Genomic DNA, 13,046 nt, shown 5'->3' with positions numbered 1-13,046 from the left:
GTGCGTTGCCGCACCGTGCTATCGGGTGGTCGTTGTCTCTCAGAAATCCTGGCCGGGCTTTTCGGCAGTCCTGTCAGCGTCCGCCATCCGGTATCGGACCAGCATCTGGCTACGTGACAGGAATGACTTGCTCGCCGGGCCCGCGAGCAGGGCAGCATGTATCACATTTGACCGGGTAAGTGCCAAATCCAATTCTGTCGATTTTAGTGCAGTGACGACGGGAATCTCCGGCTTGGCGCCGCGATTTCCCTCATTTTGACGCGCCAGCATGTCCAATTTGCGGATTCCGTCCGCGGCCCCGTCGCTGGCATGGATCAGGACCTCGACCGTACCCTCCCGAAGCGCGCTTTCGACCTTGCCGAAACCGGCGACGATCTGGCGCGCCTTGGCCGCAATCCCAAGGGCTTCGACCACGCTCCGGACCAGGAGCGCCTCGAGGTCGGCGGGAAACGTCTGAGGGATGCGCAGCTCGCGCTTGAAGGCTTTCGTAAAATGGTGACGCCGAACGGCTTCCGCAACCACCTCGCGCGAGGCGGTGACCCACATGCCGCGTCCGGGCAGCTTGCGCTTGAGATCGGGAACTATGTGCCCTTGCGGCGAGACGACGAAGCGGATCAGCTCGTCGATCGGCCGGACCTCGCGGCTGACCGCACACATCCGCACGGTCGCGGACCTTTCGGTCCGCGGTCCATGGTCGAGTTCGGGGTCAGTATCGGCGAGCATCCGGGTGACATCCTCCTTCGCCCTAAGCCGGCTGATCTTCGGTCGCCTCGGCCTCTTCAGCAGGCTTGGCGAGATCGGCCTCGGTGATCCATCCGGCCTTGACGCGGGCCTGCATGATCATCGCTTCAGCATCGTCACGGGAGATCTCCAGGCCATCGAGCGCGCCCGGATATTTGGTCTGCTCGCCGCCTTCCTTGCGCTCGGTCCAGCCGACCAGATCGTCCGTGGCGCAACCGGCGAGGTCGTCGACCGTCTTGATGTCGTTCTCGCCGAACTTCACCAGCATCTTCGAGGTGACGCCGGGCACGTCCTTCACGGCGTCCTCGACGCCGAGTTCCTTGCGCCTGGCCTCGAGCTCGGCTTCCAGCTGTTCGAGATATTCCCGGGCGCGGTTCTGGAGTTCCTGCGCGGTCTCCTCGTCGAAACCTTCGATGCCGGCGAGTTCCTTGACGTCCACCATCGCGAGTTCCTCGACCGACGTGAAGCCTTCGGACGCCAGCAACTGGCCGACCACTTCGTCGACATTGAGCGATTCCATGAAGACGCGGGTGGAGTTCTCGAAGTCGGCCTGGCGGCGCTCCGATTCCTCCTGCTCGGTCAGGATGTCGATGTCCCAGCCGGTGAGCTGCGAGGCCAGACGCACATTCTGGCCGCGGCGGCCGATCGCCAGCGAGAGCTGGTTGTTGGTGTCGGGCACGACGACCTCGATGCGCTCGCGGTCTTCGTCGATGACGACCTTGGAGACTTCGGCCGGCGCCAGCGCGTTGACCACGAAGGTCGCGATGTCGGGCGACCAGGGGATGATGTCGATCTTCTCGCCCTGCAATTCGTTCACCACCGCCTGCACGCGCGAACCGCGCATACCGACGCAGGCGCCGACCGGATCGACCGAGGAATCACGAGAAATCACGCCGATTTTTGCGCGCGAGCCGGGATCGCGGGCGACCGCCTTGATCTCGACGATGCCGTCATAGATCTCGGGCACTTCCTGCGCGAACAGCTTTGCCATGAACTGCGGATGGGTGCGGGAGAGGAAGATCTGCGGCCCGCGGGTCTCGCGGCGGACATCGAAGATGTAGGCGCGGACGCGGTCGCCGTTGCGGAACACTTCGCGCGGCAGCATCTCGTCGCGGCGGATGATGGCCTCGCCGCGGCCGAGATCGACGATCACACTGCCATATTCGACGCGCTTGACGACGCCGTTGACGATGTCGCCGATGCGGTCCTTGAATTCCATATATTGCCGGTCGCGCTCGGCTTCGCGCACCTTTTGCACGATCACCTGCTTGGCGGATTGCGCGGCGATGCGGCCATATTCCAGCGGCGGCAGGGTGTCGGCGATGGTGTCGCCGACCTGGGCACCGGGATTGGCGCGCTGCGCATCCACCAGCGAAATCTGGTTGGAATGGTTTTCGACCGTCTCGACCACCAGCATGTGGCGCGACAGCCGCAGCTCGCCCTTCTTCGGGTCGATCTCGGCGTGAACGTCGGTCTCGCTGCCGTAGCGGGCCCGCGCCGCCTTGGCGATGGCATCCTCCATCGCCGCGATGACGATGCCGCGGTCGATCGATTTCTCGCGCGCAACGGCGTCGGCGATCTGAAGCAATTCAAGTCGATTGGCGCTGACTGCCATGGCTAGTCTCCTTCGTCAGGATCGATTTCGCCCCGTCGCGCGCGTTCGGCGGCCAGGCGATGTTTCTTGGTATTGGTCGGAGCCGGCTTCTTCGTCGCGGCCGGCGTCGGTTTCTTAGTCGGCTTGGTGTTCTTGGTCGTTTTTTCGCTGATGCTGGCGTGCGGCGCCGCCGGCGGCTCGAGGCCGAGATTGCGGCGCATTTCGCGGGCCTGGGCCTTGCCGCGGCGCATGGATTCCGCGATCAGCTCGTCCGTCAGCACCAGCCGTGCCTCGGCGATGTCTTCCATCGTCAGGAGAACGTCGGCAGCCTCGCCCGCCTTGATGTCGTCGCGATGCAGATGCACGCGGTCGCCTTCGACGGGGCCGATCGTGCCGCGGAACCGCTTCCGCCCCTCATGGGCGACAGCCATTTCGACCTTCACCAGATGGCCGGCATAACGCTCGAAATCGGAGCGGCGCACCAGCGGGCGGTCGATCCCCGGTGAGGAGATTTCCAGCCGATAGGCGCGATCGACGGGATCGGCGACGTCGAGCACGGGCGACAGTGCCCGCGAGATCGCCTCGCAATCCTCGATCTGCATCGAGCCGTCCGGCCGCTCTGCCATAACCTGCACGGTGCAGCCGGATTCCCCGGAAATGCGGATCCGCACCAGGCGGTAGCCCATGCCTTCGAGCACCGGCCCCGCGACCGCGGACACCCGCGCCGCGACGCCCGGCTCGACCACGAGCCTCGGCTCGGCCAGCAATTCGGCATCCGTGGAACCAGGGTTCGGTTCGGTCATGTCAGAGGTCAAGGCGCTCGGTATGGTTAAGGCTTGGTTAAGCTTTCAAGCCCGCTTCGGAACTCTCCCGACAGATCGGCGGGCCGCACATCTTCCACCAGGCCGCGTTCAGGTAATAAAAAAGAGCGGGTCCTTTCGGGCCCACTCTCACTACGCGGATCGTATGAGAAGATGAATTGCCGGTGATATAGCCCTTTCCGCCCTCTCGGACAAGGCCCATTGCACGGCGCGCGAGGCTTTTTGCGCCCGCTGTGCGGCCCGCTGGCGCAACGCTTCCTTCACCTCCAAGGCCTAGATTCCCTGATTGTGGGGCGGCTTGGACCAGGGCGTACCCGCGGCGTGCCCCCTACGAGTTTGCGTTTTCATGACCGTTGCCACGTCGCTCATTCCCGGACTGGACGATATCGTCAAACGCGGCGACCCGCGGCGTCGCGGCGAGATCGCGCATGCCATTTCCCAACTGTTCTTTCAGGACGCCGAGAACCTCCGTCCCGATGTCATCGATCTCTTCGACAATCTGCTGATCGATCTCGTCCCGCATGCCGAGCTCGCCTCGCGCGTCGATCTCGCCGAACGCTTCTCGCGCCTGAACAACGCGCCGCGGCGTCTCGTGAGCGAGCTCGCGCGCGAAAACGAAATCGCGGTGGCGGGCCCCGTGCTGCGCCATTCGCCCGTGCTCGACGACGCCGCTCTCGTCGAAATCGCGCGACTGAAGGGCCAGGGACATCTGCTGGCGATGAGCGAACGCCCCACGCTGTCGGCTGTCATCACCGACGTGCTGGTCGAGCGCGGCGATCGCGACGTGGTGCGCCGCGCCGCGGGCAATGCCGGCGCGGTGTTCTCGCTTGGCAGCTATTCGGAGCTGATCAAGCGTGCCGCGCAGGATGGCGTGCTGACGCTCAGGATCGGCCAGCGCAGCGATCTTTCGGGTGAGAACCTGAAACAGCTTCTCGACGGTACGCTCGACGTCATCCGCCGTCGCCTCTCGAGCGTGGTCAATCCCGTGCGCCAGGTCGAGATCACGCGCGCCATGGCGGCCATCGAGGAAGCCACGCTGCCGCCGGGCCCGCGTCGCGATTTCTCGGGAGCGCAACGTACGGTGCTGGCCTTGCATCGCGGGGGCCATCTTGGCGAGAGCGCGCTGTTTGGCTTCGCGAAGGCCTACAAATACGAGGAGGCGATCGCTTCGCTCTCGGCGATGTCCGGAGTCCGCCTCTCGGTCCTCGACCGCCTGATCACGGGCGACCGCTACGATCCAATCCTGGTTCTGGGGCGTGTGCTGAATGTCAGCTGGCCGACGGTGCGGGCGCTGATCCTGATGTGGCACGGCCCGAATCGCACGCCAGCCGATGCCGATCTTGAGCAGGCGCGCGCGAATTTCACGCGCTTGATGCCGACGACCGCCGAGCGCGTCGTGAATTTCTGGCGCAACCGGCAGACGATCTAGACCCGCCTGAACCGCAGATACGCCGCCTTGCGCCCCTCGCGCGTGGCCTTTCGGCCGTAGCGCGTCATCGTGTATCCGGCCCACGGCAGGCGAAAATCATCGGCGCGCTCCGCGAGCCAGACAAAGTCCTGCGAGCGCGACAGATGCGACAGCGTCCAGGCGCAGTAATCGTCGATGTCGCAGACGAAACGAAATTCGGCGCCGGCTTTCAGCACGCGCGCCATCGCGGCGATGGTCCGGTCCTGGACGAAGCGCCGCTTCCAGTGCCGCCGTTTCGGCCAGGGATCGGGATGGATCAGGTCAATCCGCGACAGCGAAGCTTCCGGCAGCCAGGCCAGGAGCTCGGCGGCATCGCCTGCGAACAGGCGGATGTTGCCGATCTCGGCGGCCTCGATCTGCGCGAGGATCTTCGCCATGCCGTTGACGTAAGGCTCGCAGCCAATGAAGCCGGTTGTGGCGAAGGTCTGCGCTTCCGCCGCAAGATGCTCGCCGCCGCCGAAGCCGATCTCGAGCCGCAAATCGTCGGCTGCGGGGGCGAAGATCTCGCGGGCATCCGCCGGTGCTGCGCGGTCGATGGCGAGCGCAAGACGCGGCAGCAGATGATCGATCAGCTCGGCCTGGTGCTGCCTGAGCTTGTGGCCCTTGCGGCGTCCGAAGAAGGCGCGCTCGCTGTCCTCGCGATCCGGATCTGATTTGCGCTCACTCATCGTAGCGTCTGGTAGAGGCGGTGGAGCAGCCGCGCGCGCGGTGCGAGCGACGAGACATAGAGCTGCTCATAATGGGTGTGCGCGCCCTTGCCGTCGACGCCGAGCCCGTCGAGCGTCGCGGTGTGGGCGGCAGTGAAATTGCCGTCCGAGCCGCCGCCGGTGTGAACGTCCACCAGATCGAAGCCGATCTCCGTGGCAACCGTCTTTGCATGTTCGTACAGCGAAGCGCCTGCATTGCTCTTCTCGTAAGGCGGACGATTGAGCCCGCCCGTGACCTTGACGGTGACGCCATCTGTCTTCGATGTCAAAGCGAGGATCTTGCCGACGAATTCATCCGCGTCCTTGAAGCTCGGCACGCGCAGATCGATTTCAGCATAGGCTTCTTCCGGCGTCACGTTGGGCCGCGTGCCGCCGCGCACCACGCCGACATTGACGGTGACGCCGCGCGCCAGATCGTTCATCGCCTCCAGCGCCAGGATGACGTTGGCAAGCTCGCGGATCGCGCTGCGGCCATCCTGGGGCCGCGTGCCGGCATGCGCGGGCACGCCCTTGATGAACACTTCGAATCGCCCGACGCCCTTGCGACCGGTGACGATCTTGCCGCCCTCGCGCGCCGGCTCCGTCACCAGCACGTACTTCGCCTTGCGCCCTTCGGTCTCGATGAGTGCGCGAGAGGTGGGGCTGCCGATCTCCTCGTCCGAAGTGAACAGATGGGTGATGCCGAGCGGCCGGCGATCGGCCGTGGCGCAAAGCGCGCGAAAGGCGTGGTGGGCGATGTAGGCGCCGCCCTTCATGTCGTAGATGCCGGGACCGAACGCGCTGTCGCCTTCGACCTTGAACGGCAGGCGCTCGATGAATCCCATGGGGTGAACGGTATCGAGGTGGCTCAGCACCAGGATGCCCGGCCGGTCCTGGCCCCAGGTCGAGCGCGCCACGAGATGATCGCCGCAACCATCGACACCGGCGATGCGCTCGAGCGTAACAGGGAGATCGCGGTATTGCTCCGCGACCATCGAGACGAGCTTGTTGACCTGTTCAGGCGTGTCCGTTGGCGTCTCGACCTCCACCCAGCGGCGGATGCCATCGAGAATAGTTTGAGAATCGAACCAATTGGAGCTGGCCATGGGCGCATCTGTGCCTTTGAATCGCATCATCAAGGAGGACGCGCATCAAAGCGCGGCCACAAATGACGACATAGGCCAGATTTGACGCAGTCTCAAATCGGATTGAGATGGCGCGTCAGCGCTTGTCGGGGCCTTCGCGGGCCGCAATCTGCTCGACGAGATCGACGATCGAGCGGCGCATCTTCGAATCGGTGATTCGGGTGAACGCCTTGGTCAAAGCGAGTCCTTCGGAAGTCGCGAGGAAATCCGAGACGTAAGACGGCGATGCGCCTTCTGCGAAGCCGTCCGGCCCCGCCACGCCGCTCGGACCGCCCTCGAACAGGAAGGACACCGGCACCTGGAGAATTTCGGCAATTTGCTGGATGCGGCTCGCGCCGACCCGGTTTGTGCCCTTCTCGTATTTCTGAACTTGTTGGAAAGTCAGGCCCAAAGCTTCACCGAGCTTTTCCTGGCTCATGCCCAACATGATGCGGCGCATCCGCACGCGACTGCCGACATATTTGTCAACAGGGTTGGGCGCTTTCGACATTTCCTCAGCCCTCCAAACATCACCTTCGGCGCAATCAGGAATGCCTGAGGTGTAAGCAACGTCAAAATCAGACCCTGTTATTGGGAAACATTGCGGAGAAATTTAGCAATACCCACTGTCTTTTGCAGCCGGTGCAGAATGAGGAGGCCGCGTGCAGTCTGTCAACCGTGGGACTACGGTTGTCAAAAGCTATCGGCCGCGGCTGCGTGATCAGGGACGCCGTTTGGCAACACGTCGGCGGACCGCCAGAAACACGGCGAGCGCGACAAACATGGCCGCGGGGACATCGCCCACGCGCGCATAGATAGTCGGCGGGATCGCGGCGGGCAGATTTGCATCCAAAATGCCTTCGATCCCGAGACCGAGGCTGGCGACGATGCGTCCCACCGGATCGATCACTGCGGAAACGCCGGTATTGGCGGAGCGAACTAGCGGCAATCCGAGCTCGATCGCGCGCATCCGCGCCTGTTCGAGGTGTTGGTAGGGACCGGTCGAAATTCCGAACCAACCGTCATTGGTGAGATTCACGATCCAGCCCGGACGTTCATTGCGTCCGGCCACCTCGCCGGGAAAGATTGCTTCGTAGCAGATCAGCGGCAGCGCGGACGGCGCGCCGGGGACCGGCAGCGCATGGCGCACGGTGCCGGCAATGAAGCCGCCGCGCACACGCGTGAGTTGCTCGAAACCGAGCTTCTCCATCAGGCCCTGGTAGGGAAGAAACTCGCCGAACGGCACCAAATGCAGCTTGTCGTACATAGAGAGCACGCTGCCGTCGTGGTCGATCACGTAGATCGAATTATAGGCGCGTGTGATCGGCGTGCCCCGCGGCAGGTCGGGCGCGCGGACAGAGCCCGTGATCAGCACCGTGCCCTTGGGCAGAAGCTCCGCGATTTGCGCCATCGCATCGGCTTCGCGAGTCAGGAAGAACGGAAAGGCGGATTCCGGCCAGATCAGGATGGTGGCATCGCGCACGCCGGTCGATTGCGGTCCGGAGGCGCGGTCCGACAAGGCCAGATATTTCTTCATCACCTCCGCCTTGGCGGCGTAGTTGAATTTCGCGTCCTGCTGGAGATCCGGCTGCATCAGGCGCAATTTGGGGCCCGCGACCATCGTGGTCGGATGCAGCGACAGGCGGATCGCGCCGAAGATACTCATGACCAGCAGGAGCGCCAGGGCCGCGGCCGGTGCGCGCCACGCCAGGCGGCGATCGGGCGTGCGGTCGATCAGCGCCGCGGGGCTTGCGAAGATCGCAACCGTCAGGAACGTCATGCCCCACAGGCCGATCAGCGACGCCGTTTGTGCCAGCGGCAGCGGCTCGGACAGCGCATAGCCGAACGCGTTCCAGGGAAAGCCGGTCAGCGCATGACCCCGCAGCCATTCCGTGATGGTGAGGCTTGCCGCGAGCGCAAGCACGCGCGTCGCGTTCTTGGTCCAGAGCAGGCGGGCGAGCGCAAAGCCCATTGCCGTGAAGATCGACAGATAGGCCGGCAGGCCCAGCACGGCGAACGGCGTCAGCCAGGCGAATACATCGGCGTCGACGAAGAAGGCGTAGCCGATCCAGTAGAGGCCGGGCACGAAATAGCCGAGGCCGAACCAGTAGCCGGTAAGCGCCGCGGCGGGGACGCCGCGATATCGTCCGGCGCCGGCGCCGTCGATCAGCCAGACCAACACCGGGAAGGTGATGAACAGTACCGGGAAGGCGTTGAACGGCGCCAGCGCCAGCACCGAGAGCGCGCCGGCAGCCATCGCGACGAGCGCGCGCTTCCATCCCCAGGTCAGGATGATGGCAAGCGCGATCTGGCGAAATCGCTGGAAAGGGCTCACTGCGGACCGGTCCCGTCGCTTGGCGGCGGGGTGGGCGTGTCGCTGGCCGTCGGCTGGCTGCCATCCGGCGCAGCCTCGCGGCGCCGGCTCTCGCGCTGGGTGCGCGGCGCGGGACGCTCCTTTCGCGTCGAGATCCGCAGTCGCTTGACCCGGCGCGGATCGGCATCGAGCACCTCGATCTCGTAATGGCCGGGGCCCGAGATCACCTCGCCGCGCACCGGCAGGCGCCCGACGAAGCTGACGAGATAGCCGCCCAGCGTCTCCACTTCCTCGCCGGCCTCGCCGGTGACGAAGTCCTCGCCGATCACGGTGCGGACGTCGTCGAGGCTGGCGCGGGCGTCGGCGATGAAGGCGTTGTCGGGCAACCGCACGATCGAGGGCGGCTCGTCGCTGTCATGCTCGTCGTCGATCTCGCCGACGATCTGCTCGACGATGTCCTCGAGCGAGACCAGGCCGTCGCTGCCGCCATATTCGTCGACCACCAGCGCCAGATGGATGCGGGTGGCCTGCATCTGCGCAAGCAGGTCGATCGCCCGCATCGACGGCGGCACGTAGAGCAGCTTGCGGATGATGCGCGCTTCCTCGAGCGGTAGCGCGAGATCGACCGTACGCAGATCGAGCCCGGCCGGCAGCGGTTTCTTGCGCTTGGTTTTCGTGACCCCCGACACGCGCGCACGCGCGGTCATGAAGGCGAGCAGATCGCGGATATGGACGATGCCGACGGGATCGTCGAGCGTCTCGTTGTAGACCACGAGGCGCGAATGGCCGGCGCTCTCGAAACGGTCCATCAACTCGCCGAGCGGGATGTCGCGCTTGACCGCGACGATGTCGGCGCGATGCACCATGACGTCGGCGATGCGACGCTCGTGCAGGCCGAGGATGTTGCGCAGCATGGTGCGCTCGACCGTCGAGAAGCCGGTGTCGTCGGGCGTCGTGGCGTCGAGCACGACCTGGAGGTCGTCGCGCACCGAACCTGCCTTCCAGCCGAACAGGCTGCGAATGGCACGCAGCAGCCAGCCCTCCGCGGTCGGGCGCATCACCTCGCCTGAGGTCACCACGACCGGTAAATTGGCCGTGTTGCGCGGATTGTCGTGAGTCGGGTCCGAATCCGGCATCTCAATGCGTCCCTGGGCGGTCGGCATAGGGGTCGGGAATGCCGAGATGAGCCAGGATCTCTCGTTCGAGCGCTTCCATTTCCTCGGCGTCGTCTTCGTTTTCGTGGTCGTAGCCGACCAGATGCAGGAAACCGTGCACGGCGAGATGGCTCAAATGATGATCGAACGGCTTTTGTTCCTCGTCCGCCTCACGCCGCATGGTCTCGTAGGCGATCGCGATGTCGCCCAGCATGCGCGGCGCATCGCCAGGCTTCCAGTCGCCTTCCGGCTGCAGCGCGGGAAACGACAGCACGTTGGTCGGCTTGTCGATGCCGCGCCAGTTGCTGTTCAGGGTGCGGATGCCGGCATCATCGGTCAGCATCACCGCCACTTCCGCCTCCGCAACGTCTTCGTCGACATTCTCGGCGGCGGCCGCCACGGCGCGCTGGATCACGGCTTCGGATTCGGGCTCCCGCTGCCAGCGATCGGCGACGACGAGGACCTCGGTGATGGGAAGGTTGGGGTGTGACATTGTCCTTGTTCCGAACGAAGGGGCGCCGTGTCCGCGCCCATATGGTCCGGTTGCTGTCTCGTCAGGATTTACCGGCGGCCGGCCGCTGCGGCGACCCTTCGTAGGCGGAGACGATCCGCGCCACGAGCTCGTGGCGGATCACGTCTTCGGCCTTGAAATGAACTTGCGCAATGCCTTCGACGCCGCTCAGCAGGCGCGTCGCCTCGGCGAGGCCCGAGGTCTGGCCGTTCGGCAAGTCGATCTGCGAGGGATCGCCGGTGACGATCATGCGGCTGTTCTCGCCAAGGCGGGTCAAGAACATCTTCATCTGCATGGACGTGGTGTTTTGCGCCTCGTCCAGGATGATGGCCGCGTTGGTCAGCGTGCGACCGCGCATGAAGGCGAGTGGCGCGATCTCGATCTCGCCGGTCTGCAGCGCGCGCTCGACAATGCGCGCGTCCATCAGGTCATAGAGCGCGTCGTAGATCGGGCGGAGATAAGGATCGACCTTCTCGCGGAGATCGCCGGGCAAAAAGCCGAGCCGCTCGCCGGCTTCCACCGCCGGGCGCGACAGGATGATCTTGTCGACTTCCTTGCGCTCGAATAGCTGCGCGGCATGCGCGACCGCGAGCCAGGTCTTGCCGGTGCCGGCGGGGCCGATGCCGAACACCAGCTCGTGGCGCTTCAGCGCGCGGATATAGGAATCCTGCGCCGCCGTGCGCGCACGCACCGGGCGCTTGCGCAGATTGATGCTGTCGAAGGTGGATTTGGCCGACTTGGCATCGAACTCGAACAGCGAGCCCTGCGCGATCACGGCACGGATCGCGCCCTCGACCTCGCCCTGGTCGAGATCCTGTCCCTTCACGGCCTGGGCGTAGAGCGTCTCCAGCACCCGGCGCGCGGCATCGCAGCCGTCGCGCGAGCCGCCAATCGTGATGTGGTTGCCCTTGGAATCGACGACGACGCCAAGCCGCCGTTCGATCTGTGCCAGATGCTGGCCATAAGGGCCAACTAGCGCGGACGCGGCGCGGTTGTCGTCGAAATCGATGACGACCTGGGTCTCGGGCGGAACCTGCATGTCGCGGTCAAATTTGCGGCTGGGAGCGATGGAAGAAGACGAATCCGATGCGCTTTTGGGCAAGGGTTCAGGCTCCAGTGGCGATGGGCGATAAAGCGGGCTCGTGCGCCATGGCGAGCTCACCGAGGAAGCTGTAGCGTTCGAGACTGTCGATCCGGACCGGCAGGATCTGTCCGATGATGTCCGGGGAGGCCATCACATGCGCGGGCTGGAGGAAGGCGGTGCGGCCGACGATCTGGCCGTCCTTGCGGGCCGGGCGCTCGAACAGCACATCGACCGTTGAGCCAATCGCAGCCTTGTTGAAGGCCGATTGCTGGCTGTCGATCAGTTCCTGGAGCCGCTCCAATCGCTGGTCCATCTCGGAGGGGGACACCGTCTCCTGCATGTCCGCGGCCGGCGTTCCCGGCCGGGCGGAGTATTTGAACGAATATGCCGCAGCGTAGCCGATTTGCGTGACAAGCGCGAGGGTCGCGAGAAAATCTTGCTCGCTCTCGCCGGGGAAGCCGACGATAAAATCTGATGAGAAAGCAATGTCTTGGCGTGCGGACCGGAAACGGTCGACGACACGCCGATAATCATCGGCGGTATGTTTCCGGTTCATGGCAGCCAGAATCCGGTCCGAGCCCGACTGCACCGGCAGGTGCACGAACGGCATCAAGGCATGGAGATCGCGATGGGCTGCAATCAGACTGTCATCGACATCGCGCGGATGGCTGGTCGAATAACGCAGCCGCGCGACGCCCGGGAGCGCCGCGAGGTGCTCCAGCAGCCTGCCGAGCGGCCAGCTTTTTCCGTCCGGTCCCTCGCCGTGATAGGCGTTGACGTTCTGTCCGATCAGCGTGAGCTCGCGCACGCCGTTCTCGGTGAGCCGCTTCACGTCGTCGACGATCTTTGTCACCGGCCGCGAGACTTCCGAGCCACGCGTGTAAGGCACGACGCAGAAGGTGCAGAACTTGTCGCAGCCTTCCTGCACCGTGACGAAAGCGGAAATGCCGCGGGCGCGGATCGCGCCGGGCTTGGGCTGGGCCAGGAAGCCGAACTTGTCCTGAGCCGGGAATTCGGTCTCGATGGCGCGGCCTTCATTGCCGGCGCGCTTCAACAGCTGCGGCAAATGATGATAGCTCTGCGGTCCCACCACGACGTCGACCGCGGGTGCACGGCGCACGATCTCCTCGCCCTCGGCCTGTGCCACGCAGCCTGCGACCGCGATCTGCATGGTACGCCCGTCGCGCGCGGCGGCGTCCTTGGCGACGCGCAGGCGGCCGAGCTCCGAATAGACCTTTTCCGAGGCCTTCTCGCGGATATGGCAGGTGTTGAGGATGACGAGGTCGGCGTCATCAGCGCTGGCCGTCTCCACGAATCCTTCCGGGGCCAGCGTGTCCACCATGCGCTGGGCATCGTAGACGTTCATCTGGCAGCCATATGATTTGATGTGCAGCTTGCGCGGCGGCGTCATGGAATCCGGAATTGAGGTGGAGGACCGCCCTCAGATATAGGCTGGGGAGGCGAAAATCCAGCGATTGGCGCCCTTTGGGCTGTCATTCCGGGGCGAGCGCTGGCGGGAAGTGCGGAATCCCGCCAAAACCTCGGGATT

At 64.8% G+C, this 13,046-nt stretch carries 12 protein-coding genes; 1 reads left to right on the top strand and 11 read right to left on the bottom strand.

The window, feature by feature from the left end; genetic code table 11:
- Positions 1-39 precede the first annotated feature (39 nt).
- Genes IVB36_RS30970 through rimP form a run of 3 tightly spaced genes read right to left on the bottom strand, consistent with a single transcriptional unit; the run spans position 40 to position 3,138 of the window.
- Entirely contained in the window at positions 40-723 is a 684-nt protein-coding gene (locus IVB36_RS30970; RefSeq protein WP_018455799.1) for an RNA-binding protein, read from the bottom strand.
- Between the two features lie 22 nt (positions 724-745).
- Complete coding sequence (gene nusA / locus IVB36_RS30965; protein WP_007603900.1) at positions 746-2,356, bottom strand: transcription termination factor NusA; 1,611 nt, start codon at positions 2,354-2,356, stop codon at positions 746-748.
- 2 nt (positions 2,357-2,358) lie between these two features.
- A complete protein-coding gene (gene rimP, locus IVB36_RS30960; protein ID WP_018455800.1) occupies positions 2,359-3,138 on the bottom strand; it encodes a ribosome maturation factor RimP in 780 nt (259 codons plus the stop codon).
- Between the two features lie 364 nt (positions 3,139-3,502).
- On the opposite strand from rimP, the gene IVB36_RS30955 reads away from it, so the two are divergent.
- Positions 3,503-4,585, top strand: a complete 1,083-nt coding sequence (locus IVB36_RS30955; protein WP_018455801.1) for a DUF2336 domain-containing protein — start codon at positions 3,503-3,505, stop codon at positions 4,583-4,585.
- On the opposite strand, the gene IVB36_RS30950 is transcribed toward IVB36_RS30955, so the two are convergent.
- The 8 genes from IVB36_RS30950 to miaB all read right to left on the bottom strand — a co-directional run bounded on the left by IVB36_RS30950 (position 4,582) and on the right by miaB (position 12,908).
- On the bottom strand, positions 4,582-5,292 hold the full coding sequence (locus IVB36_RS30950; RefSeq protein WP_018455802.1) for a tRNA (guanine(46)-N(7))-methyltransferase TrmB: 711 nt from the start codon (positions 5,290-5,292) through the stop codon (positions 4,582-4,584). The genes IVB36_RS30955 and IVB36_RS30950 overlap by 4 nt on opposite strands.
- Positions 5,289-6,446 carry a M20 family metallopeptidase gene (locus IVB36_RS30945; RefSeq protein WP_026233029.1) on the bottom strand — a complete coding sequence of 386 codons (1,158 nt, stop codon included), beginning with the start codon at positions 6,444-6,446 and terminating at the stop codon, positions 5,289-5,291. The genes IVB36_RS30950 and IVB36_RS30945 overlap by 4 nt, the downstream gene beginning before the upstream one ends.
- 85 nt (positions 6,447-6,531) lie before the next feature.
- The gene (locus IVB36_RS30940) at positions 6,532-6,945 is read right to left on the bottom strand and encodes a helix-turn-helix transcriptional regulator (RefSeq protein WP_007598327.1); all 414 of its coding nucleotides are present in this window, start codon (positions 6,943-6,945) and stop codon (positions 6,532-6,534) included.
- Between the two features lie 210 nt (positions 6,946-7,155).
- Complete coding sequence (lnt, locus tag IVB36_RS30935) at positions 7,156-8,769, bottom strand: apolipoprotein N-acyltransferase (RefSeq protein WP_018455804.1); 1,614 nt, start codon at positions 8,767-8,769, stop codon at positions 7,156-7,158.
- Positions 8,766-9,884 (bottom strand): hemolysin family protein, encoded by a 1,119-nt coding sequence (locus IVB36_RS30930; protein ID WP_026233030.1) that lies wholly within the window; start codon positions 9,882-9,884, stop codon positions 8,766-8,768. Before IVB36_RS30930 ends, lnt begins: the two co-directional genes overlap by 4 nt.
- A gap of 1 nt (position 9,885) precedes the next feature.
- On the bottom strand, positions 9,886-10,395 hold the full coding sequence (ybeY, locus tag IVB36_RS30925) for an rRNA maturation RNase YbeY (protein ID WP_247394113.1): 510 nt from the start codon (positions 10,393-10,395) through the stop codon (positions 9,886-9,888).
- A 61-nt stretch (positions 10,396-10,456) separates the two neighbouring features.
- On the bottom strand, positions 10,457-11,515 hold the full coding sequence (locus tag IVB36_RS30920; RefSeq protein ID WP_081747794.1) for a PhoH family protein: 1,059 nt from the start codon (positions 11,513-11,515) through the stop codon (positions 10,457-10,459).
- A 4-nt stretch (positions 11,516-11,519) separates the two neighbouring features.
- Entirely contained in the window at positions 11,520-12,908 is a 1,389-nt protein-coding gene (gene miaB, locus IVB36_RS30915; protein ID WP_018455808.1) for a tRNA (N6-isopentenyl adenosine(37)-C2)-methylthiotransferase MiaB, read from the bottom strand.
- Positions 12,909-13,046 lie beyond the last annotated feature (138 nt).

The sequence above is a fragment of the Bradyrhizobium sp. 35 genome (assembly GCF_023073215.1).
In the GTDB taxonomy this organism is placed as follows: Bacteria; Pseudomonadota; Alphaproteobacteria; order Rhizobiales; family Xanthobacteraceae; genus Bradyrhizobium; species Bradyrhizobium canariense_D.
Note: the sequence above shows the minus strand (reverse complement) of the source record. Positions and strands in the feature narration are given on the sequence as shown.

Bases quoted from the DNA above. Each gene is read 5' to 3' on its own strand.
- ybeY (WP_247394113.1), bottom strand. From the start codon at position 10,395: ATGTCACACCCCAACCTTCCCATCACCGAGGTCCTCGTCGTCGCCGAT.
- IVB36_RS30970 (WP_018455799.1), bottom strand. From the start codon at position 723: ATGCTCGCCGATACTGACCCCGAACTCGACCATGGACCGCGGACCGAA.
- IVB36_RS30950 (WP_018455802.1), bottom strand. From the start codon at position 5,292: ATGAGTGAGCGCAAATCAGATCCGGATCGCGAGGACAGCGAGCGCGCC.
- miaB (WP_018455808.1), bottom strand. From the start codon at position 12,908: ATGACGCCGCCGCGCAAGCTGCACATCAAATCATATGGCTGCCAGATG.
- nusA (WP_007603900.1), bottom strand. From the start codon at position 2,356: ATGGCAGTCAGCGCCAATCGACTTGAATTGCTTCAGATCGCCGACGCC.
- IVB36_RS30930 (WP_026233030.1), bottom strand. From the start codon at position 9,884: ATGCCGGATTCGGACCCGACTCACGACAATCCGCGCAACACGGCCAAT.
- IVB36_RS30940 (WP_007598327.1), bottom strand. From the start codon at position 6,945: ATGTCGAAAGCGCCCAACCCTGTTGACAAATATGTCGGCAGTCGCGTG.
- rimP (WP_018455800.1), bottom strand. From the start codon at position 3,138: ATGACCGAACCGAACCCTGGTTCCACGGATGCCGAATTGCTGGCCGAG.
- IVB36_RS30955 (WP_018455801.1), top strand. From the start codon at position 3,503: ATGACCGTTGCCACGTCGCTCATTCCCGGACTGGACGATATCGTCAAA.
- IVB36_RS30945 (WP_026233029.1), bottom strand. From the start codon at position 6,446: ATGATGCGATTCAAAGGCACAGATGCGCCCATGGCCAGCTCCAATTGG.